This is a genomic window from Parageobacillus sp. KH3-4 (genome assembly GCF_022846435.1).
Classification (GTDB): domain Bacteria; phylum Bacillota; class Bacilli; order Bacillales; family Anoxybacillaceae; genus Parageobacillus; species Parageobacillus thermoglucosidasius_A.
This window is the reverse complement of the sequence record NZ_AP025627.1, coordinates 2304786-2326625: the sequence shown is the minus strand read 5'-3', so window position 1 is coordinate 2326625 and position 21840 is coordinate 2304786. Positions and strand designations below refer to the sequence as shown.

At 41.6% G+C, this 21840-nt stretch carries 19 protein-coding genes and 1 pseudogene; 13 read left to right on the top strand and 7 right to left on the bottom strand.

Features of this window, described 5'->3' with window-relative positions; translation table 11 throughout:
* Positions 1 to 762: 762 nt before the first annotated feature.
* The 8 genes from MWM02_RS11805 to MWM02_RS11770 all read left to right on the top strand — a co-directional run bounded on the left by MWM02_RS11805 (position 763) and on the right by MWM02_RS11770 (position 8229).
* Positions 763 to 2907, top strand: coding sequence for a BglG family transcription antiterminator (locus MWM02_RS11805; protein WP_244402091.1), 2145 nt, complete (start codon positions 763 to 765; stop codon positions 2905 to 2907).
* 2 nt (positions 2908 to 2909) lie between these two features.
* Positions 2910 to 3353, top strand: a complete 444-nt coding sequence (locus MWM02_RS11800) for a PTS sugar transporter subunit IIA (protein WP_064550724.1) — start codon at positions 2910 to 2912, stop codon at positions 3351 to 3353.
* On the top strand, positions 3350 to 3616 hold the full coding sequence (locus tag MWM02_RS11795; RefSeq protein WP_064550723.1) for a PTS sugar transporter subunit IIB: 267 nt from the start codon (positions 3350 to 3352) through the stop codon (positions 3614 to 3616). Before MWM02_RS11800 ends, MWM02_RS11795 begins: the two co-directional genes overlap by 4 nt.
* Positions 3617 to 3644: 28 nt before the next feature.
* The gene (locus tag MWM02_RS11790) at positions 3645 to 4940 is read left to right on the top strand and encodes a PTS ascorbate transporter subunit IIC (protein ID WP_064550722.1); all 1296 of its coding nucleotides are present in this window, start codon (positions 3645 to 3647) and stop codon (positions 4938 to 4940) included.
* Positions 4941 to 5040: 100 nt separating this feature from the next.
* On the top strand, positions 5041 to 6033 hold the full coding sequence (locus MWM02_RS11785) for a phosphotriesterase family protein (protein ID WP_064550721.1): 993 nt from the start codon (positions 5041 to 5043) through the stop codon (positions 6031 to 6033).
* Positions 6034 to 6042: 9 nt separating this feature from the next.
* Positions 6043 to 6774, top strand: coding sequence for a creatininase family protein (locus MWM02_RS11780; RefSeq protein WP_064550720.1), 732 nt, complete (start codon positions 6043 to 6045; stop codon positions 6772 to 6774).
* Complete coding sequence (locus tag MWM02_RS11775; RefSeq protein WP_064550719.1) at positions 6761 to 7489, top strand: KDGP aldolase; 729 nt, start codon at positions 6761 to 6763, stop codon at positions 7487 to 7489. Before MWM02_RS11780 ends, MWM02_RS11775 begins: the two co-directional genes overlap by 14 nt.
* Complete coding sequence (locus MWM02_RS11770; RefSeq protein WP_064550718.1) at positions 7486 to 8229, top strand: SIS domain-containing protein; 744 nt, start codon at positions 7486 to 7488, stop codon at positions 8227 to 8229. Before MWM02_RS11775 ends, MWM02_RS11770 begins: the two co-directional genes overlap by 4 nt.
* A gap of 81 nt (positions 8230 to 8310) precedes the next feature.
* Here MWM02_RS11770 and MWM02_RS11765 read toward each other — a convergent pair whose 3' ends face one another.
* Positions 8311 to 8766: a CBO0543 family protein gene (locus tag MWM02_RS11765; protein WP_081260214.1), complete on the bottom strand. Its 456-nt coding sequence runs from the start codon at positions 8764 to 8766 to the stop codon at positions 8311 to 8313.
* Positions 8693 to 9844 carry a DUF2515 domain-containing protein gene (locus MWM02_RS11760; RefSeq protein ID WP_244402090.1) on the bottom strand — a complete coding sequence of 384 codons (1152 nt, stop codon included), beginning with the start codon at positions 9842 to 9844 and terminating at the stop codon, positions 8693 to 8695. Before MWM02_RS11760 ends, MWM02_RS11765 begins: the two co-directional genes overlap by 74 nt.
* Positions 9845 to 9925: 81 nt before the next feature.
* Here MWM02_RS11760 and shc point away from each other — a divergent pair, with 81 nt between their 5' ends.
* The 4 genes from shc (at position 9926) to mngB (ending at position 17384) form a co-directional block, all read left to right on the top strand.
* Positions 9926 to 11812, top strand: coding sequence for a squalene--hopene cyclase (shc, locus tag MWM02_RS11755; RefSeq protein WP_244402089.1), 1887 nt, complete (start codon positions 9926 to 9928; stop codon positions 11810 to 11812).
* A gap of 168 nt (positions 11813 to 11980) precedes the next feature.
* Positions 11981 to 12709, top strand: a complete 729-nt coding sequence (locus MWM02_RS11750) for a MurR/RpiR family transcriptional regulator (protein WP_125010031.1) — start codon at positions 11981 to 11983, stop codon at positions 12707 to 12709.
* Between the two features lie 132 nt (positions 12710 to 12841).
* Positions 12842 to 14752, top strand: a complete 1911-nt coding sequence (gene mngA, locus MWM02_RS11745) for a PTS 2-O-a-mannosyl-D-glycerate transporter subunit IIABC (protein ID WP_244402088.1) — start codon at positions 12842 to 12844, stop codon at positions 14750 to 14752.
* Positions 14753 to 14756: 4 nt separating this feature from the next.
* Complete coding sequence (mngB, locus tag MWM02_RS11740) at positions 14757 to 17384, top strand: mannosylglycerate hydrolase (RefSeq protein ID WP_244402087.1); 2628 nt, start codon at positions 14757 to 14759, stop codon at positions 17382 to 17384.
* A gap of 119 nt (positions 17385 to 17503) precedes the next feature.
* On the opposite strand, the gene MWM02_RS11735 is transcribed toward mngB, so the two are convergent.
* The 5 genes from MWM02_RS11735 to MWM02_RS19485 all read right to left on the bottom strand — a co-directional run bounded on the left by MWM02_RS11735 (position 17504) and on the right by MWM02_RS19485 (position 21155).
* On the bottom strand, positions 17504 to 18859 hold the full coding sequence (locus tag MWM02_RS11735) for an amino acid permease (protein WP_244402086.1): 1356 nt from the start codon (positions 18857 to 18859) through the stop codon (positions 17504 to 17506).
* A 792-nt stretch (positions 18860 to 19651) separates the two neighbouring features.
* Complete coding sequence (locus MWM02_RS19325; protein WP_252120594.1) at positions 19652 to 20026, bottom strand: tyrosine-type recombinase/integrase; 375 nt, start codon at positions 20024 to 20026, stop codon at positions 19652 to 19654.
* The gene (locus MWM02_RS19665; protein ID WP_481861776.1) at positions 20023 to 20322 is read right to left on the bottom strand and encodes a site-specific integrase; all 300 of its coding nucleotides are present in this window, start codon (positions 20320 to 20322) and stop codon (positions 20023 to 20025) included. Before MWM02_RS19665 ends, MWM02_RS19325 begins: the two co-directional genes overlap by 4 nt.
* A gap of 106 nt (positions 20323 to 20428) precedes the next feature.
* Positions 20429 to 20797 carry an Arm DNA-binding domain-containing protein gene (locus tag MWM02_RS11725; protein ID WP_244402085.1) on the bottom strand — a complete coding sequence of 123 codons (369 nt, stop codon included), beginning with the start codon at positions 20795 to 20797 and terminating at the stop codon, positions 20429 to 20431.
* Between the two features lie 25 nt (positions 20798 to 20822).
* Positions 20823 to 21155 carry an ImmA/IrrE family metallo-endopeptidase gene (locus MWM02_RS19485; RefSeq protein WP_332455029.1) on the bottom strand — a complete coding sequence of 111 codons (333 nt, stop codon included), beginning with the start codon at positions 21153 to 21155 and terminating at the stop codon, positions 20823 to 20825.
* Between the two features lie 192 nt (positions 21156 to 21347).
* On the opposite strand from MWM02_RS19485, the pseudogene MWM02_RS11715 reads away from it, so the two are divergent.
* Positions 21348 to 21698: pseudogene (locus tag MWM02_RS11715) on the top strand (N-acetylmuramoyl-L-alanine amidase); the annotation flags it as partial.
* Between the last annotated feature and the right edge of the window lie 142 nt (positions 21699 to 21840).

Here is a 21840-nt window from a genome sequence, read left to right as displayed (position 1 = left end):
GCTTTGTCAATAGGAGATTTCTTTATCTTCCTGAAAATACGCTTGCGGAGAAACTGCAAGGTAAGGTGGAAAAAATCATTACTGTAGGAGACGCTTTAAAAGTAAGAAGGGCATTCGAAGCTATGGAAGAGGGTTACAGAGCAAGATTAGCTGTATAAAGAATTCATAAAAAATAACGCTTCTTTTATAAGAAAAAGTAAAGATCTTTATACTGATTGCGTGGATTCCGGCCGTTCACCCCTAAATTTTATATAAGAAGGGGTTGACGCAAAACGTCGCCTTCGGGTGATGTTTTACGTCAACCCTTATTTTGTTTGTTTGATGCGTTTTCTTTTCTTTCTGATTTTGTTGCATCCTTCCATGAAGACAAGACTCGATCGCTTGTGCCTCCGATATATTCTTATCCACCAAACGTTTGAGCGGCTTGCGCCCAGAAATCCCCGAACACACCGGAAATGACGAAACTTAAACTTCTCTCACACTTTCTGGATGCGTTTTTTCCGTGATCTATTGCCTGAGCCATTTGTTACGCAATGGGACAAATCCCGCAAATTCCGAATATCCTCCAAAGGCACAAAACTGTTTTCCATCAAACGATGATGACAATCATTTAGGATGATTTTTAGTACAGTTTTGCACAAACATAGTGTGGGAAATTTGGCCTTATAAGCGGGAGCGCTTTCTAATAAAATGAAATTAAGCAATGGCTAAATATTTTTAAGACCAATCCGATTTTGCACAATTGTGCAGGGGGGTCTGACAATGTCGCTTGATGAACGCAGTACTGCGATATTACATGAGTTGGTAAGGCGCGATGGTTATTTATCAGTAAAGGAGTTGATCAAAAAGTTTAATATATCCAGACGAACGGTTTATTACGATATAGAAAAGATTAACTATTGGTTAAAGAGCAATCATCTTGATGAGGTGAAATATGTTCGGACTTCCGGTTTTTATGTAACAGAACGGACGAGGCAAGCTATTCCCGAAAAATTAAAAAACTTAGAGGTATGGAATTACGCATATTCCGAGAAAGAAAGGTTAGCATGGCTTGCAATCCATTTATTAGTAGAGGAACCACCTCTTTTCCTGAAAGATTTATCAGAAAAAACAAAAGTGAGCAGAAATACGACTATTAAAGATTTAAAGAAATTATGTGCACAGTTGAACAGTTTCCAATTAACTCTTTGTTTTACCCGCTATACTGGCTATGTAATAAAGGGAAAGGAAGAAGATAAACGAAGGGCGATCGTATATTACTTATCCCTTGTTGTCCCACACCAACAAGATTGGCAAACGGTTTTAGGTAATTTAAAACGCCTGTTGATTCATGATGAGGATGAGTCAACTACAGTCTTAAGCGAGTTAAGAAGTATACTTGATGTCTTAAATGAATGTGAAAAGAATTTAAATATACAATTTGCAGATGATGTTTTGTACCACTTAGCTCTGCGCTTTTGGCTATTTGGAAAGCGAATCGTCCAAGGCAAAAAAATTGATTTTGATCCGGTGGAAAAAGAAGTGATCCGACAAACGAAAGAATTTGAAGCGGCACAAACAGCAAGAAGCAAGTTGGAATCCATCTTTCAAACTTCTATTCCGGATGATGAAGTTTACTATTTAGCTACTCATTTATTAAGCAGCAAAGTCCAATATTCTGGGAATTCTCTGCAAAGTCATGATGATTATAAGAATCTAACAAATATTGTGCAAAAAATGGTTACAGAATTTCAAGCCCTCACATGTATTACGTTTCCAAACAGGAAAGCAGTTGAGGAAAACTTGCTTTTACATTTAAAGCCTGCCTATTACAGAATTAAATATGGCTTACAAGTGGAAAATCCGCTGATTGAGCTAATTAAGACAAAATATAAAGACCTTTTCTTCATTACAAAAAAGGTGATTCATCATTTTGAAACCGCTATCGGCAAGAAAGTTAGCGATGAGGAGGTCGCGTTAATTGCTATACATTTTGGAGGATGGCTGCGTAAAGAAGGAATTCAGCCAAAAGAACGGAAACGCGCCATTCTTATTTGCGCAAGCGGCATCGGCACTTCAACCATTTTACGACAACAGTTGGAAGGATTATTTTCAGCCGTTGACTTTGTGGAGACCATTTCTTTAAGGGATTACGAGCAAAGAGATTTTCATGACATTGATTTTGCTGTCTCGACTGTTCCAGTTTCCAAGAAAAAGCATCCTGTATTCGTTGTGAATCCGATTTTAACGGATCAAGAAAAAGAAGCGCTGTTAAAAAAAGTTCATGTTTTATTTGGCGAAAGCGCATCACAGAACACAAAATACTCCCCAGAAGCGATTTTAGGAATCGTTAAACAATACGCTGATATAAAAGATGAACAAGCACTAATGACCGCATTAAAGGAATACTTTTATAAGCCTTTTATTCCAAAAAATTGGACGAGCAAACCGGGTTTACTTGATCTACTTTCACTAGAATATATTCAAATTGCGGCGAAAGTGGAAAATTGGGAGCATGCAATAGAGCTCGCCTCTAAACCGCTTTTACGCACCGGTAGAATAACGCAGCAATATGTTGTTGCGATGATCAATCACATTAAAAATTTGGGACCGTACATCATCATCGCGCCGAAAGTAGCGCTTCCTCATGGAAAGCCGGACGAAGGGGTGAAGAAGCCAGGGATTAGTTTATTGGTGCTGAAAGAGCCGGTTTCTTTTTCGGAAAAAAAAGAACATGATGTTCAATTAATCTTTGTTTTGGCATCAGTAGATCCAGACATTCATCTTCATGCATTATCAACATTGTCGGAATGCTTTCAGTCATCTGAATTTGTCCAAGAGTTAATTCGATGTTATACGCCTGAAGAAATATGGTCGTATTTGAAAAAGAAAATGGACGAGGATAACAAAGAGCAAAAAGGAGATTAGTCATGAAGTTTTTAGAACCAAACCTAGTAGCATTGAATGTAAAAGCTAATACACCTGAAGAGGCTATTAGGAAAGCGGGACAATTACTCGCTGATCAAAATCATGTCGATCATTCTTATATAGAGGCGATGGTGGAATCGTATAGAAATAATGGACCATATTTTGTTTTAGCGCCGCAAGTAGCTTTACCGCATGCAAGGCCGGAAGATGGAGTAAAAGAAGCGTCAGTATCGCTCGTGCAGTTGGCAGAACCGATCGAATTCGGAAATAAACTAAACGATCCTGTCAAGCTTGTGTTAGCTCTTGGAGCTTCTAATAATAATGAACACTTGGCAATTTTAAAAAAGTTAATGGCATTGTTAGGAAATAAAGAGACGATCGAAAAGATGATCCATGCAAAGACATATGAGGAAATTGAAATTTTGATTAGAGGAGTGGAAGCATGAAGTTATTATGCGTTTGTGGCCTCGGACAGGGAACGAGTTTAATTTTAAGAATGAATGTGGAACAAGTTTTGTCCGAACTAGGAATTATGGCAGATGTAGAACATACGGATGTTTCTAGTGCATCAAGCATGGATGTGGATTTTATCGTGACCAACAGGGAATTGGCTGATTCTTTAGCAGGTGTAAACGCGAAAATCATTATTGTGAATAACTATTTTGATCGAGTGGAAATTAAAAATGCCTTAAAGGAGAACTTAGAATAATAAATCTTCATATTAGGAGAGATGGCCAATGGAAATCATTAAGTGGATTGCTGACAATGTGTTTGGAACGCCGGCTATATTGCTCGGTTTCATTGTATTTATTGGTTTGCTATTGCAGAAGAAAAAAACTAATCAAGTTATCAGCGGCACATTTAAGGCTGTCATCGGGTTCCTAATTATTGGCGCTGGTGCTGGCGTTATCGTAGATTCTTTGACTGTTTTTGAACCTATGTGGAAAGAAGTATTTAATTTAAAGTCGGAATCGTTAGGTAAGTTTATAGGGCAGGAAGGATTTAACGCGAAATACGGTAGTGCGGTAACTTTAGCCATGACAATAGGTTTTTTAATTAACGTTTTCCTCGCCAGATTGACCAAATTTAAATACATTTATCTGACTGGACATATGATGTTTTGGACAACGACCGTTTTTGCCGGCATTGTTATTCATGCCGTCGGAGATGTGTCATTTTGGAAACTTGTTATCTTTCTGTCTATTATTATGGGGCTCTATTGGACGTTACAGCCAGCGCTTACACAACCATTTATGAGGAAAATTATGGGAAACGATAATATTGCTTTAGGTCATACTTCTGCATCGGTTGCGTTGATTGGGGCACTGTCCGGTAAAGTGCTTGGGAACAAGGAAAATGATTCAGAAAAGATCAAACTTCCAAAAGGATTAGAGTTTTTAAGGGATTCTAATGTCATTACTGCGCTGACGATGGGAACGTTATTTTTAGTAGGTGCTATCATTGTTTCTCTAAAAGGAACTCCAGGAGCAGAGGAATTAATTAAGAAAGCAGGAAGCCAAAACTTTATTATCTATTCGATTGTCCAATCCTTTACGTTTGCCGCAGGGATTGCTGTTGTGCTAATGGGAGTTCGGATGTTTATTGGCGAAATTGTTCCAGCTTTTAACGGCATTGCGACCAAGCTTGTGCCGGGAGCGAAGCCGGCTCTCGATTGTCCGGTTGTTTTTCCTTATGCTCCAAACGCGGTAATATTAGGATTTTTAGGTGCGTTCGCAGGAGCATTAATTTGGCTTGTTATTATCGGAAATACTGTTGGTTATGTATTTGTACCAACGATGATTGTTCTATTCTTCCATGCCGCGACAGCGGGAGTGTTTGGCAATGCGACAGGTGGTGTAAGAGGAGCCTTGTTAGGCGGATTTATGACCGCAACAGTGGTGGCATGGGGACAGTATATTATGGTGAAATTTTTAATATCGAGTACAATCCCTGACACCGCTATGTGGGCAGCTGACTCGGATATGTTTATTCTCGGGCCTGTTATTAAAATGCTTGCCCAATTATTCTTCTAGATTTTGTTAAGGAAGGCGGGCTGGGCAAAAACACCGTTCAAAGTGATGGAATCTAGTTTTATCTGCCGCAGCAGAGGATTTGTGCTGGAGGTGTTGAAAAATGAGTTTTATTCGTACATTGCATGGAGATATTCATCCTGAACAGTTAGGATTTACTTATTCCCATGAGCACATTGTTTGCCGCCCGCCGTATTGGAAAGAAAAAGGAGAGGACGATTTATTGTTGGATGATAAGGAAAAATCATTGAAAGACGTTCTAGACTTTGTTAAACATGGCGGTAATGCGATTGTGGATGCTACTGCAGTAGATTATGGAAGAGATGTAGAAGCTGTTGCAGACATTGCAAAAAAAGCAAAAATCCATATTATTGGCACAGCCGGTTTTAATAAAAGCTTTTTATGGGGAGCTAAATTGGAAGAAAAAATACAAAAAATAGTAGGTCCTTATGCTACCTATTATGAGTGGATAGAAACCGCAACTATAAATGAACTGGCGGAATTTGTCATCCAAGAAGTAGAGGAAGGGCTTGAAGGAACATCTTATAAAGGAGGGCAAGTGAAATTCGGAACAGGTTACAACCGAATTAGTCCTTTAGAAGAAAAAACAATACGTGCCGTCGCCAGAGCACATCACGCAACAAAAGCACCGATTCATTCCCATACGGAAGCAGGTACGATGGCTCTTGAGCAAATCGAAATTTTGCGAAGCGAAGGGGTTGATTTGTCTAATGTAAGTTTCGGTCATATGGACCGGAACCCCGATCCTTATTACCATGAACAAATAGCTAAAACTGGTGCTTACCTTTGTTTTGACGGCATTGGAAAGATAAAGTATGCTCCGGAAAGTACAAGAATCCATTGTATTTTAGAACTTGTCCGCAAAGGATACGAAGAACAGATACTAGTGAGTGGAGATACGGCGAGAAAATCATATTACAAACATTATGATTACGGGCTTGGTTTAGAGTATATCATTTCTAAATGGGTTCCAAGATTTATCGATGAAGCCAATCGTGCCGGTTTTGACGGAGAAAAACTAATTTATCTATTTTTTGTAGAAAACCCTTCCCGCTGCTTTACATTTAAAAAGTAGGTGAAATCGATGAACTTTGCTTTGGAAAATTCATTCGAGATAGGTAAGAAAATTACGAAATCAAGCATTGCCATCATGCCTATAGGTGCAGTGGAAGCCCATGGCCCGCACCTCCCGTTATGTACCGACACCATTTTGGCAGAACGTCTTGCCTGGCGGTTGGCAGAAAAGGTTGGAGGATTTGTTCTCCCTGCCATTCCATATGGACAAGTATGGAGTTTACGCGATTTTCCCGGTAGTATATCTGTTTCCAATGAGACGTTAATTCGTTTGTTGGTGGAAATTGGAACAAGTTTATATAAACAAGGATTTCGGATTTGGGCAATGGTCAACGGTCATCTTGGCAATCAAACAGCGTTAAAAGAAGCAGCAAGAATATTATATGATCAATTTCCCGATTTTAAAACCTTTTATTTTTTCTATCCCGGCATGAACAAAGTCGCTAATGAAATACGGGAAACGGAGGCGATTCATTCCGTCTATTTCCATGCTTGTGAAATTGAAACATCGATTATGCTTTATTTAGCTGAAGAATATGTAGACATGAGCAAAGCCATTTGTGATATTCCGAGTATAGATGAGGAAGCGGACGTGAGTCCAACGCCATGGAAGGAATTTACTCAAACGGCGGTGTTAGGGGATGCGACGAAAGCAACAAAAGAAAAAGGAAGAATAATTGTAGAAACAGCTTTGGACAAAATGGCATATATGTTAAGGAGCGAACAAAATGAAGCTATTTAATATAAAGCGATTTCAAGATCAGCTGCTGCTCAATGTTTTAGCGAAGGACGGAAAAAATGCCGCTGATCTTTTGGAAGCATCGGATGGCTTTTGTGTGCCAGGGATTGCAGCGGCGGATTTTGCCACAATTGAAGAAGCCGTTGGGGCGGTGAAAAGTATTAAGCAATCATCGCCGGTTGTCAGTATCGGCCTTGGTGGTGGCGGAAAGTTTGATGAGTGGAAACGAGTGGTTGATATAGCCGTCAGGAGCAACCCTGAACATATCAATCAGCCATTGGAAAGAGCCCTTTTTGCCAAAGGATTTTTAGCAGCAAATCAATGTTTTCCTATTGTTACTGCTCTTATCTCTCCATCTGGGGAGGTCGGTTTTGCCAAAATGACAACAGGAAAAAAGATAAGAGTAGAGCCATTATTGGAATTGGCTGCTGCTTGTGGAGTGGAATCCATAAAAGTCATGCCAATGAAAGGACTCGATCACCTAGAAGAGCTTCTTTTCATTGCCAAAGAAGCAGCCAAAAGAGGAATAAGAGCCATTGAGCCAGCGGGCGGCATTAAAGTTCACCATCTGCCCGTTTTATACAAAGAGATCAGAAAAATAAATCTGGAATTATTTATGCCGCACGTATTTGGTGACGTATTGCAAGGCAAGGGAGAGTCAGATCCAAGCAAAGTCAAAGAAATTTTTCTACAACTAAAAGGGGTGATCAGCTCGTGATCGAACATTATTTTCAAAAGGTCAACGAACGTCTGGGACTCGTTTTAAAACATGAAAAGGACAATCTAAAAAAAGCTGCTTATGTAGTAAGTGAAGCCATTCAGAAAGGTGGAATTATTCAACTGTTCGGATGCGGTCACTCCCACATTTTAACGGAAGAAGTGTTTTACCGTGCTGGAGGGCTTGTACCAATTAAACCAATATTTTTTGAACCTCTTATGCTCCATGAAGGTGCGGTCCGTTCGTCCATGTTGGAGAGAATGAATGATTTCGCACAAAATTTTATCGATCATGAGGATATCCGTCCTGAAGACGTATTTTTTGTTTTGTCCACATCGGGGCGCAACCCAGTTCCGATTGACGTTGCGCTGACGGCTAAAGAGAGGGGGGCTTATACGATCGCCATTACATCCTTGGAATATGCAAAAAGCCAGCCCTCACGACATAAAAGTGGCAAGTTGTTATACGAAGTAGCTGATCTTGTTATTAATAATTATTCCGTGAAAGGTGACGCAATTTTATCCCACGAAAATGTTTCCGTTCCATTTTCTCCTACCTCTACTGTTGTAGGAAGCGCGATTTTAAATGCTATCTTTGCTGAAGCTATTGTCTTCATGGCGGAAAACGGTTTGGAACCACCGATCTTTTTAAGCGGCAATATGGAAGGGGCGGATGAACATAACAACAGATTAATTGCAAAATACAAAGAAAGAATTCCTGTTTTAGTAGGGGCAAGTTAACAGTATCGTAAAATGTCCTCGTTTTTTCTTAACAAAGGATTGCCTGCGAAGTGCGGCAATCCTTTTTGATATCCATCTTCTCTAGAGCGGACTCATCCAGCGATAAAACTTCCAGACCACCGCCATAAACAGCGAATACCCAACAAACGAATACATATGCTTCCATTCGGAGCTGTGGACAAACCATCCTATTGTCTCTGCTTGTTTTTCGATCCATGTCATTAGCAGGCTCGCTGTGATGAGAAAACATCCCCGTTGCCACGCGCGCAGCTTTGCCATTATGCAAAGAAAAAAAGCGACAAAGAGCGGCAGGCCGATTAAGGTGAAGGAAAGGTCAATCGAAAAAATAGCTGGGAACGGCCTGTGTGGAAAATGATATAATCCATTTCCGACAAAATAAAGGTCTAAATATGTTCCAATCCATGAGGCAAAGAAAAGCGTAGAAATATAGGCCGGCGCGCGTTTAACGCGAATGAAAGAAAGTGTTTTTGGCGATGATCGCCAGTTCCATTTTTTCGAGCGTTTCACAATAGGCATTGGTAATCTCCCCATTTATTTGTTCGTTTGATTTCGTAAGGTATTCCACCACATTCCAATCATCAAACCAATCGCCGCGCTCCGCTTCTTCATGGACAACGTTTTTCCATGCGTATAGGAGTCGCGGACTGTAAATCCGGGGCACCCCCGGCTGTATTTGACAATCTTTAATCCGCCGGCGGTACGGTTGCCTAGGTGCCGATTCACAAACATCATTGAACAGATGAGGCCAATAATCTTTCCGTGTCCCAGTATGGGGATGAAGCAAGGCCCAGTGAACCACCCTTTCCAATGTGTCGTTGTTTTGAAACAGCAGCGAGTACAGCCGCTTTCCTAGTAAAATTCGGTCATGCAGCGAATGGAACTGATGGAGCGTTTGACCGATGAGAACAGTGTTTCCTTGTTGATCTTCGTACGGAAACAAAATATGATTTAAGCTAAGGAAATCTTGCAGTTTGAATTCGATTGTATGGAGAACGGTTTTTTGAAAAACGGGATTTTGAATAACCCGTTTTTCCAAATAATTTTGCTCGTTAATGACCAAGGCGATGGCGAGAATAAAAGGATCGCCATAGCACCAAAAATGGTTCCAAATCGTTTCCATGAAGGTCGATACATGAAACATTGGGAGAAGATAAAACAGCGGTTTTCGCCGTTTTTTACTTTCCTCATACAGCAAAAATTGCGGATAGATATCTTGAAAAATAAGCCAGTTTCCTCGTTCCAAAAAGGTGAAAAAAGATTGCCGTTCTTTCTCAGTCAACAAATACAGCAGCAGTTCTCCTTTTAAATCTGTCATATTCCAGCCGCCGTTTCTTGATACCATATGTCCTAAAAAAGCCCAGTGAATTTCCGGGTGGCGCTTGTAAAAATCCAGGTATGCCGCTGTTCTTGTGACGTTGTTTTCGTTTTTCTCTTTCGTCCGGGCTGCTATTTGCTGCACAAGCCGTTTTTCTTCCATTGTTAGATTGGCCTCTTTTACAATATTGCTCATCCCTTTCCTTTTTTTCTTTAGCTCATTTTTGATCTCAAGAAGAAATGGGGAGAGGGAAGGAGTTTTCTTTTTTGTCCAAAACATGCGTGCCACTCCTTCTGTGAATCGTTTTGCCGGTGCGGGAATAAGTATTAGAGGGAGAAGATTATATACTATTAGGAAGGGATGGCGAGTGTGACATACAGCATGCCAAGCGAAATGAGCAGACTTGTGGCGACAGTGAAACGGGAACAAGCTCCCGATGGATCGTGGCGCTACCCATTTGAAACGGGTATTTCTACTGATGCTTATATGATCATCTTATTACGCACGTTGGAAAGAAATGATGAAGATCTGATTCGGAAGCTGGCGGAACGGATTGAAAGCAGGCAGGAGGACAATGGGGCGTGGAAGCTTTTTTATGATGAAGGGGAAGGGAACGTCACCACGACGGTGGAGGCGTATTATGCGCTTTTATATTCTGGGTATCGAAAGAAGACCGATCCACGTATGCAAGCGGCGAAACAGCGAATTTTAGAAATGGGAGGCATCGAAAATGTACATATGTTCGCGAAGTTTATGTTGGCCATGACGGGACAATATCGCTGGCCGAAGTTTTTTCCGATTCCCGCTGAATTTTTGCTGCTTCCGCCTTCATTCCCGCTTCATTTTTTTGATATTTCCGTGCAAGGACGGGCCAATCTCACACCGTTGCTCATCTTGACCGATAACAAATATTATCGAAAAACACGAAAAAGCCCTGACCTTTCCGATTTGTTTCGATCGCGGGCCGATAGCGGCGAAAAATGGGGGCTGCGGGCGGATCGTTCGTTTCTTTCGTACCTCAAACAATCGCTCATCGGGCTGCCAAAGCAGATTCACACCGTTGCGAAACAGCGCGCCGTCCAATATATGCTGCAGCATTTGGAAGCAGATGGAACGTTTTATAGTTATTTTAGCTCGACGTTTCTGATGATTTTTGCGTTATTGTCGCTGGGATATCCGAAGGACCATCCAATCATTGTCAAAGCGGTCGATGGGCTCAAAACGTTTCGTTGTTCCATCAATGGACATACGCATATGCAATATACAACGGCAACGGTTTGGAATACTGCTTTAGCCAGTTACGCTCTGCAGGAGGCGGGCGTGCCACCGTCCGATGCCGCCATCGAAAAGGCGAACCGCTACCTTCTTTCCCGCCAGCATAACCGATATGGAGATTGGGCTGTGCACAATCCTTACAGTTTGCCAGGGGGATGGGGTTTTTCCGACATCAATACGATCAATCCTGATGTGGATGATACAACTGCTTCGTTGCGGGCGATTTACAGACAGGCGTCCAAAAACACTTTGTTTCGCCACGCATGGGACAGAGGGCTTCGTTGGCTGCTTTCCATGCAAAATGATGATGGGGGATACGGAGCATTTGAGAAAAACGTCAATAAACGGCTATTTCATTATCTTCCCATTCAAGGAGCGGAATTTTTATTGACAGATCCATCGACAGCGGACTTAACGGGAAGGACGCTAGAATTTTTTGGTGCATTTGCGAATTTGACGAAAGATCATCCGGCTATTGCGCGCGGGATCAAGTGGTTGATTGACCATCAAGAAAAAAACGGGTCGTGGTATGGCCGATGGGGGATTTGTTATATATACGGTACATGGGCGGCGGTGACCGGAATGATTGCTGCCGGTGTCCCCCCGACGCATCATGCCATCCAAAAGGCGGCGAAATGGCTATTAAGCATTCAAAACCGCGATGGCGGGTGGGGAGAGTCGTGTAAAAGCGACAGCGCGAAAACGTACGTACCATTGCGGGCCAGCACTGCCATTCATACCGCATGGGCGCTAGATGCCTTGATTGCCGCCTTTGATCAGCCGATTCCGGAAATTCAAGTCGGGATTCAATTCCTGCTTCAATCTATCAAAAAAGAAGATTGGACGGCTTCGTATCCGACAGGGCAGGGGATGGCTGGCGGATTTTATATTCGCTACCACAGTTACCGTCATGTATTTCCGTTGTTAACGTTAAGTCACTATGAAAAGAAATTTGGATCGCTTCCGACGTGAAAATAGGGGGAAAGAGCCGGCATTTGCTAATGGAATATTGAGGATATGGCTGCTTTGCGGTTGATTGAAAGTAATCCTTATTGCTGTGTGATGGGGACCTTTGCTATATTGCCTATGTTATTGTTAAATACATTAATGAAGAGATTATGGCAATGGGGGATAAGGACAATGAAGTTTGAAGAAAGAGCGCGATTTTATGCCGATAAGCTAAATGATACAGAAGATCAAATTGTCGAGTATATTTTGCAGCACCGTCACGAAGTTACTAGCATGTCCATTCAAAAATTAGCAGAACATTTGTATACGGTCCCCAATACGATTGTCCGCCTTGCAAAAAAACTAGGATATAAAGGGTTTTCAGAATTAAAAGCGGCATTAGTATTAGAAAATCAGGCGGAAATGGTGCAGATGACGGAAGTGCCGTTACATATATTGAAAACATACGAGATGATGGATATCGATACGATGGATATGGCAGTGCGGAAAATGCATGAATCGAAGCGGGTTTTATTCTACGGAATAGGAGATTCGGCATATTTTTGTGAAATGATGGCAAAAAATTTACGATGCGTCGGCAAACAGGCGGAGTTTTTTACACAGCGGCATGACATGATTTATAGTGCGGACCGCTGCGACCAGAAAGATCTTCTTTTTGTTATTAGTTTATCCGGAGAAACAAAACAAGTTCTGGAAGCGGTAACAATTGCGAAACAAAGAGGAGTTTTTATCATCAGCATGACGCATTTAAGCGAAAATTCGCTTGCCAACTTGGCAGATCTGCGTCTTTATTGTTGGGCCCCTAAACAATTTTTGAATAAGTATGATATTACGGATCGAACTTCATTATTGATTGTGTTAAGAAAAGTAAGTGAACGTTATTGGCAAATGTATGGATGATGTGTATAAATACACAAACAATATGGTTTCCGCAAGTAATGTTGTGAAAAAATAAGAAGATTTCCGTCTTCTTATTTTTTTTATTTTATAATAAAAGCCGATAAAGGGGGATTAGGAAAGGGTGTGAAAGGAATGGAACTGAAGAATTTGACGAATGTTCATTTAATTGATGTTGGCGTAGCGCTATCAACGAAGGAAGAAGTAATTTGGTATTTGACGGAGAAGTTGGCGCAGGAAGGAAAACTACATTCTGCCGAAGAGTTTTACCGAGATGTATTAAAACGCGAGGCCTTATCTCCAACCGGACTGGAAGCAGGGCTGGCGATTCCACACGGAAAGTCGCGTGCAGTAAAATCCGCTTCCTTTGCTGTTGCCAAGTTGAAGAAGCCAATTGAAAACTGGGAGAGCATCGCTGAACACAATAAAGTCAGTCTTGTCTTTTTGTTAGCGATTCCAGAAGAGGAAGCGGGATCGACTCACATTGAGCTGCTTGCGGAGCTGGCAAAAAGGCTTTCTCGTGCCGAATATCGAAAACGATTACAAAATTGCACAAGCGCCGAAGAACTATATGATGCATTAGATGATGTAGAGGAGAAAAATGAGCACAAAATGGCTCCATCTGCCCAAACCATCGTTGCGGTGACGGCGTGTCCGGCAGGAATTGCCCACACGTATATGGCAGCAGAGGCATTGCAAAAAGCAGGGCAAGAACTTGGCGTTACTGTTTATGTGGAAAAGCAGGGGGCAAATGGCATTGAAGACCGCCACACCGATGAACAGCTGCAAAAAGCAGATGCAGCCATTTTCGCCGCGGATGTAGCAGTAAAAAATGAGGAGAGGTTCTCCCATCTTCCAATCTACCGCACAACGGTGGCGGCACCGTTAAAAGATGCCAAAGAAGTGATTCAAAAGGCGCTAGAAGCAGCAAAAACGAAAGAGAAAACAGAATACAAGCCGCAAAAAAGCGAACGTCCATCGGAAACGGTATCATGGAAAACCGAGGTCAAAAATTCTATTTTGACAGGTATTTCCCATATTATTCCGATCATTGTGGCGGGAGGGATGATTTTAGCTTTTACCGTTTTGGTAGCACAAGCGTTCCATTTGCAACAGTTGTATGATACAGAAAATTCATGGTTATGGATGCTTCGGAAATTAGGCGGAAATATGCTCGGAACGCTGATGATCCCTGTCTTATCTGCATACATGGCTTACGCTATCGCCGATAAACCGGCATTAGGACCAGGTTTTGCCGCAGGGATTGCCGCAAGTATGATTAACAGTGGATTTTTAGGAGGAATGCTCGGCGGATTTTTGGCGGGTTATTTTATGAAACTATTGAAGAAACAGTTGCCGCCGAAAGGAACATTTTCTGGATTTATCAGCTTTTGGGTATATCCAGTTGTAGGCTCTCTTGTTGTCGGAATATTGATGTTGTTTGTGCTTGGCAAACCGGTTGCGGGGTTAAACAATTTATTGCTTCATTGGTTGGACAACCTTTCAGGAAGCAATGCCGTTATTCTTGGCGCGATTTTGGGAATCATGGTTTCCTTCGATTTAGGGGGGCCTGTCAATAAAGCTGCTTATACGTTTTGCATCGGTGCGATGGCCAGCGGCAATTTTATTCCGTACGCCGCTTTTGCCTCGGTCAAAATGGTTTCCGCTTTCTCTGTAACAGCAGCGACATTGTTATTTAAACGCTATTTTGCAGAATATGAGCGCGAAGTTGGCAAATCGACTTGGATTCTCGGCTTGGCCGGGATTACTGAAGGAGCCATTCCGTTTATGATTAATGATCCTATCCGGGTGATCCCGTCCCTTTGCATCGGTTCTGCTGTTACAGGAGCGATCGTAACCGCGTCCCATATCGGCCTAAACGTTCCGGGAGCAGGAATTTTCTCCTTGTTTGTGCTGCAAGGCGCGCCTTTATGGAAAGCCGGAATGATTTGGCTAGGCGCAGCGCTTATCGGCGCATTGATTTCCATGATACTTTTAGTGGTTACTCGCATTCATAAATTGAAGAAACAACAAGGGTTAAGCTAGAGAGGTGGATATTTTGAGACAATATGTTCACATTGTCCCTCACATGCATTGGGACCGCGAATGGTACTTTTCCACAGAGGAGTCACGCATTTTGCTTGTCAATAACATGGAAGAAATATTAGAGATGCTTGAAACGAATCCAGATTACCCGTATTACGTCTTGGACGGGCAGACGGTGGTTTTAGAAGATTATCTTGCTGTAAAACCGGAATATAAGGAACGAATCCGCAGATTAGTCCGGCAAGGAAAGCTAATCATCGGTCCTTGGTATACGCAGACGGATGAAATGGTCGTCGGCGGAGAATCGATTGTCCGCAACTTGTTATACGGACTGAAAGATTGCCAGGAATTCGGTGAGCCGATGAAAATCGGCTATCTTCCGGATTCGTTCGGGCAGTCTGCCCAGCTCCCGCAAATACTCAACGGCTTTGGCATTCATCGGGCCATCTTCTGGCGGGGAATTTCTGAACGACACGGCACAGACCGGACAGAGTTTTATTGGATGAGCGACGACGGCTCCAAAGTGCTTGTGCAAGTATTTCCATTAGGCTATGCGATCGGAAAGTATCTCCCGACGGACGAAGCAAAATTAAAAGAACGGATGGACAAGTATTTTTCCGTATTAGATAAGAGAGCGACAACCGACCATATTATTATTCCGAACGGGCATGACCAAATGCCGATTCAAAAAAATATTTTCGAAGTCATAGAGCAGCTGCGCAAGTTGTATCCGGAAAGAAAATTTTTCTTAAGCCGCTATGAGCATGTTTTTGCGGAGTTAGAAAAACAGGAAGATCTCGCAACAATTAAAGGAGAATTTTTAGACGGCAAATATATGCGCGTGCACCGCAGCATTTACTCGACACGCATGGATATTAAAGCAGCAAACGCGAGAATAGAAAATAAGATAACCAATATTTTAGAACCGTTAGCTGCGATTGCATCGACGCTAGGGTTTCCTTATCATCATCAATTGATTGAACTCATTTGGAAAGAAATGATGAAAAACCATGCGCACGATAGCATCGGGTGCTGCTGTTCCGATAAAGTCCACCGCGAAATTATGTCGAGATTTTTCATCGCGGAGGAGAAGACAGATCGTTTGATTTCCTTCTATATGAGAAAAATCGCCGATGCGATGCCGTCCGATCGGTCGATTGACAAGCTGGTGGTATACAATACGCTTCCTTATGAAAGAAATGAGCCGATTCAAGCAGAAGTTACGACAAAATGGAAAAACTTTGCGCTAGTCGACGAAACGGGAAAAGAAATTTATTTTGAAGTAGTAGATAAAAAAATAGTGGATCCGGGCTTAATTGATCGGCAAATCGTTCATTACGGAAACTATGATCCGTTTGTCCGCTATACCATTCAATTTCAGGACCGAATTCCGGCAATGGGCTATAAAGCGTATTTCGTTCAAGAAACAGAGCACATGATAGAGAAACAGCCTGAACCGGTGCCGCAAATTGATACGAATTTTTATACGATCACGGTAAACGAAAACGGCACGCTGAATATTTATGATAAACAATTGCATCGAACCTTCAGAGACGTGTTATTGATAGAAGATATGGCGGACGACGGCGATGAATACGATTATTCTCCTTTATTAGACGATTTCGTCGTGCATAGCAAAGATGTAAAAGCGAAGTACTCGTTACGGCAAAATCAATATTTCGCCTACGCTGATATCGAATACCGCCTGCCGGTGCCGGCGGACATCGAGAGCCGCAAGGCAAAACGCTGCGACAGCTTTATCGATGTGGCGATCCGTTTGACAATTCCGATGAACCAGCCGCTTATTGATATTCAAATAGAAGTAAAGAACGCGGCGAAAGATCATAGAGTAAGAGTGTATGTTCCAACCGGAATTCCATCGACCCATTCCATCGCGGATAACCAATTTGGCACGATCAAAAGACCGGCCGTCGATCCAGCTATAGAAGTATGGGAAAAAGAACAATGGGATGAGCGGCCGGATGCCATTTATCCAATGTTAACCTATGTGGGGCTATCCAACGAGGATGGCGGCGTAGCCGTATTAACCAACAGCACGAGGGAATATGAAATTGTCGGGGAACGTCATGACACGATTGCGGTGACGCTATTCCGAAGCGTAGGATATCTCGGAAAAGAAGAGCTAATCAGAAGACCGGGGCGCCCTTCGGGGATTAAGCTGGAAACTCCTGATTCGCAAATGATCGGAACAAATCGTGTGCATATCGCATTGACAACGCATAAAGGAACGACCGAACAGGCGAACGTGGCAAAAATCGCTAAGCAATTTTTAACGCCATTGTATGCGTATAATAAGATGCCGTATGATGCGATGAAATTAAATCCGGTTGATTTCCATGTCCCATACCATTACAGCTTATTTGCGCAAACGGATTCGGACATTGTTGTAAGTACAGTAAAGCGAAGTGAAGATAACAGCGGCATTATCGTTCGTTTCTATAATCCTACACAAGGGGAGAAAATAGCGCAATTTCAGTGGAATTGTCCGCTCTCCCATATTTACCGCACCAATTTAAATGAAAAGCCGATCGACGCTATTGCGTATGATTCGCACAGACGCTTTGCAGTAACAGTAAAACAAAATCAAGTGCAAACCGTTTTGATCATATAATCTAAACAACAATGCAAAAGGCGGTTCCATTGAACCGCCTCTTTTTTGCTTTATAAGGAAGCTAGTATGATGCCCAAGAAATAGATAAATGAAACAATATAGATTTTGCCTGAAAACTTTTAGACCTCATCGTTTTTTTCTCTTTTGTTGCCGGTCACGAAGGAAAACGCGGCAAGCAGAAATACGATGGCGAGGCAAACGGCAGAACCAATTATATTATTTTTGTTGAATATAAAAGAGATGAAGATGGTCGACAAAGATACGATGGCCAATATCGTTGCGTACGGGAACCATTTTACTTGGAAAAACGGTTGTTTCGTATATTGGGAACGAAGCTTTAGTTGAGCCGAGCAAATGCTTATCCATACTAAAAGAACGGTAAAACCGGGGATCGTCATGAAATAGCTGATGACCCGATCGGGAGCGATATAAGCGAAAAATACCCCGATCAATATGCATATGGTGACGATGGTAATGCCGTTTATCGGTATTCCGTGTTTGGAAACCTTTAATAACCTGTTTGGCGCTTCCCCGTTTTGCGCCATGGAATATAACATTCTGGAAGTTGCGTATATCCCCGTGTTTGCCGCGGATAAAACGGCGGTTAAAAGAACAAAATTCATAATATGCGCTGCTCCGGGCAGCCCTGTAATGCTCAATACCTGAACAAACGGGCTGTCTTCCCCTGAAACGTTATTCCATGGCATTAATCCGCATATAATAAGAATAGGAAGAATATAAAAAAGAAGGACTCTCCATACGGTTCCTTTAATGATTTTTGGCAGCACCTTCTCGGCGTCTTTCGTTTCCGTCACAGCGACGCCAATTAATTCTGCACCGCCATATGAAAACATGACGACTAAAAGGGCGCTCAACATTCCTCCGATTCCATGCGGAAAGAACCCGCCGTGTTCCGTGTAGTTGGACAAAGGATCATCAATAGCGCTTGGAATGATTCCTGATAAAATGGCAAATCCTAAAATAATAAAAGCGGTTAACGCGGCAATTTTAATCCCTGCGAACCAAAACTCAATCTCCCCATAGTATTTTACATGAAACAAGTTCATTCCGATGATCAAGACGGTGCAAAAGAAACTTAAAAGCCATAACGGTACGGATGGAAACCAATATTTTAGGAAGCTTCCTGCCGCTAAAATTTCGACAATGGTGACAATCGTCCAATTGATCCAATAAAGCCATCCTACGATAAAGGAGATATGGAATCCAAACGCTTTATATACAAGGTGCTGGACGTTTAAGTTGGGATAGACAATGGCCATCTCCGCTAATGCCGACATCACAATAAATAGTAGTAGGCCGCCTAATAAGTAAGCGAAAACGACGCTTGGCCCCGCTATATTTAGCGTATCTGAGCTTCCCTTAAAAATGCCCGTTCCAATCATGCCTGCCAAAGCAATAAGCTGAACGTGCCTAGGCAGCAAACCTTTCTTTAAATTTTGATGATTGTTTTTCATGTTGTTCCTGCCTTTCTGTCACAATATTATCATGATGATGGATTGCAAATAATGATAAAAAAGTTAGAGAAAGCAAAATGATGATGAAAGGTTGCAAAGGCAAAATCAACAATTGAGTCCTGAAAATAATGTAAAAAGTATTTGTTTTCCCCCGTGATCCAAATTTATTGGCTGGAGGAGGGAAAAGTATAATAATTAGGGCGCATCAAAATAGCTTCCTCATGAATCCATCCCTTTTTGCTTAAACACTTTTAAACTTTTATGCTTTTAAGCTTTTACGCTTTTATGCAGTTAAGTATAAAATAATATGTTTTTAAAATATAATATTGTCTTTTTATTGTCAAGATTGCGCCGTAAAACTCATAGTTATGTAAAAAAGTGGATAGACGCGGCTCAACCATAATTAGAAGATCAACAAGGATATGGAATCGTGATATTTTAAGCTTGGGAGAGGAAACGCGTATTGGAAAAGCGAAAATGCGCCGTCCAAATCTACACGGGAGTGATCTTACAAATCGGAAAGGGGACAAATTACAAAAATAAACACCTGACGCTTTCAAAAAAGGTAAGGCTGTGGATAATTTTTGGGAGGGAGCGGCTGCCCCGCTTTCTGATCGCGCTGCGCGGGGCAATGTTCTAGCTTTTATGTCTAACGTGGCATGTCGTTTCCAAAACGGACGGGTCAGATAAATCCAACCATCAAAGTGTGTTTAGTGGTTTCATGTAAACACATAAGCGCAACACCCTTGTTCTATCAAGGAGTTGCGCTGCATTTTTTGTCATTTGACCACATTATTTGACTTTGTGGAGTTTTTTCAGTGCTCTTTCAAAACGGTCGGATGATTCTTGCTGCATATCAGGGGTAACATGAGAATAGGTGTTCATGGTCATCTCGATGGATGAATGACCAAGACGTTCAGAGACGATTTTCGGATGTTCTCCTAATTGAAGCATAATTGTTGCGTGAGTGTGGCGCAAATCATGAAAACGAATTTTCTTTACTCCTGCCTTTTCAATCATCTTGGTGAAGTGGTTATACACATAATTGGGATTTAACGGCTCACCTTTTGAATTTGCTGTAATGTATCCATCTTCTGAATAAGGAATTCCAAACTTTAATTTTCTCTCCATTTGCCAAATGCGATGCCTTTTCAATTCGTTAATCACAAAGTCAGAAATCGAAATGACTCTGACGGATCCTTCGTTTTAGTGGATTGTTCAAAAATCCCATTTTCTTTCGTATAATAAAGCGTTCTACTTACACTAATTTTCTTCTGCTCGAAATTCACATCGGTCCATTTTAATCCAAGGATTTCGCCGCGGCGCATCCCCGTATAAATCGCTAAAAGATACAAAATATAGAAATGTGGTTTGCTATCCTTTTTCGCATATTCTAAAAAGCGATTGCATTCTTCAATCGTCCAAGTATTTACCTGTTTTCTTTTTCGTTTTGGCTTGTCCACTTTATGAATGATATTGTTTTTGATATATTCCCATTTGACAGCTGTATCAAAAGCTTGTTTCAAGATAGAATGAATATATTCAACATATTCTGCAGATAATCCTTCATTAAATAAGCGAATGATAGTATTTCGTAATCATCACAGGTTTTATTTGTTCGAGTTTCATGTGACCAAACTTTGGGATGATTCTTTTATAAACAGCAAATGTGGAAGGTTTTACGTTTTGCTTTGCTACATTTTCCAACCAATCAATCATAAATTCTTTTAAAGTGATTGGTTTGGGTTGGATATATTCGCCCTTTTCGATTTCCAGTAGAAGTTGAGCAGCTGCATTTTCTGCATCTTTTTTTGACTCAAAGCCGCGGCGTGTGATTTGTTTTCGTTTTCCTGTTTCCGGATCCCTTCCGATATCTATCGTAAAAGACCATGTATATTCTTTTTTGTTTTTCGCTTTTACTTTTCGAAAATAGGCCATCGCCATCCCCTTTTTGCACAATCATTCATACTGTTATCTTAAGGAGATTTCGGGAGAATTTTTGGTACAATTTATGATGTTTTACCTTTGGATGTGCTAATTTTGCTCCATTGCTCGATTGTTTGACTAATATACGATTTCTAATCTGTGTTAAGCGTTCTTCGCATAACTCTGGTGTTACTTTAAACATATTGGACATATGCTCAACTATGTATGGCTCGCGCCAGTCAATGAATCTTAACATGTGAAAGGGAATAGCAGCATATTTAGTAAAATGGTTTGCGTCCCGTTCTTGCAGCTCCCGAAAAGCTTCCGGCATCATACTCTGTATACCAACGTGCCTTAATATGTGACACAACTCATGAAAGAAGGCTTCTCGTTTTGCTTCTTTAGAAGTCGGGAGTCGACAACAATGCAGCGAAAGCGGCCCACAACTTGATGTGTTGAAGGGAACGGCTTTTCGCGGAGAAAAATGCCTAATTTTCTTGAAATTATTAATGGACTAATATCTTCTGGGCGAAAAATCTTTAGTCTTATGTAAAACCTAGTCGAGATCATGAAAGCGATCAATGTGACTGACCGAGGAAAAAAACGTGCGAACTATGCGGTGTTGCGTGAAACGAAGATGTCAGCGATTCTCACAGAAAATCTGTTTATCGACAATGCGAATGATGCGGCAAAATTGAAATCAGAGCAGTCCCTGCAACAAATCGCATATGGCCATGTTCAAGGTATCGTGAAGGCGTTTGGCTTGAAGAAAAAAGCAAACTCAACACCATCGCAACCACAACAAGACGGAAAATTGTATCGCGTGCAAGTCGGGGCATTTGCCGATCGCAACAACGCTGAAAAACTAGCTGAAGAACTCAAAAAGAAAGGATATCCAGCAATTATTGTGTAACCGCTCCGGCTGTTCGTGGTAGGGATTCAGCTTGTCTACAAAAGCTGACAAGATTGGCTCAGATCTGTTTTAGATCTGAGCTCTTTTAATGTATATAAATTAGAATTTAGATAGAAGTGGAATTTTCTTATCAGTTGATGAG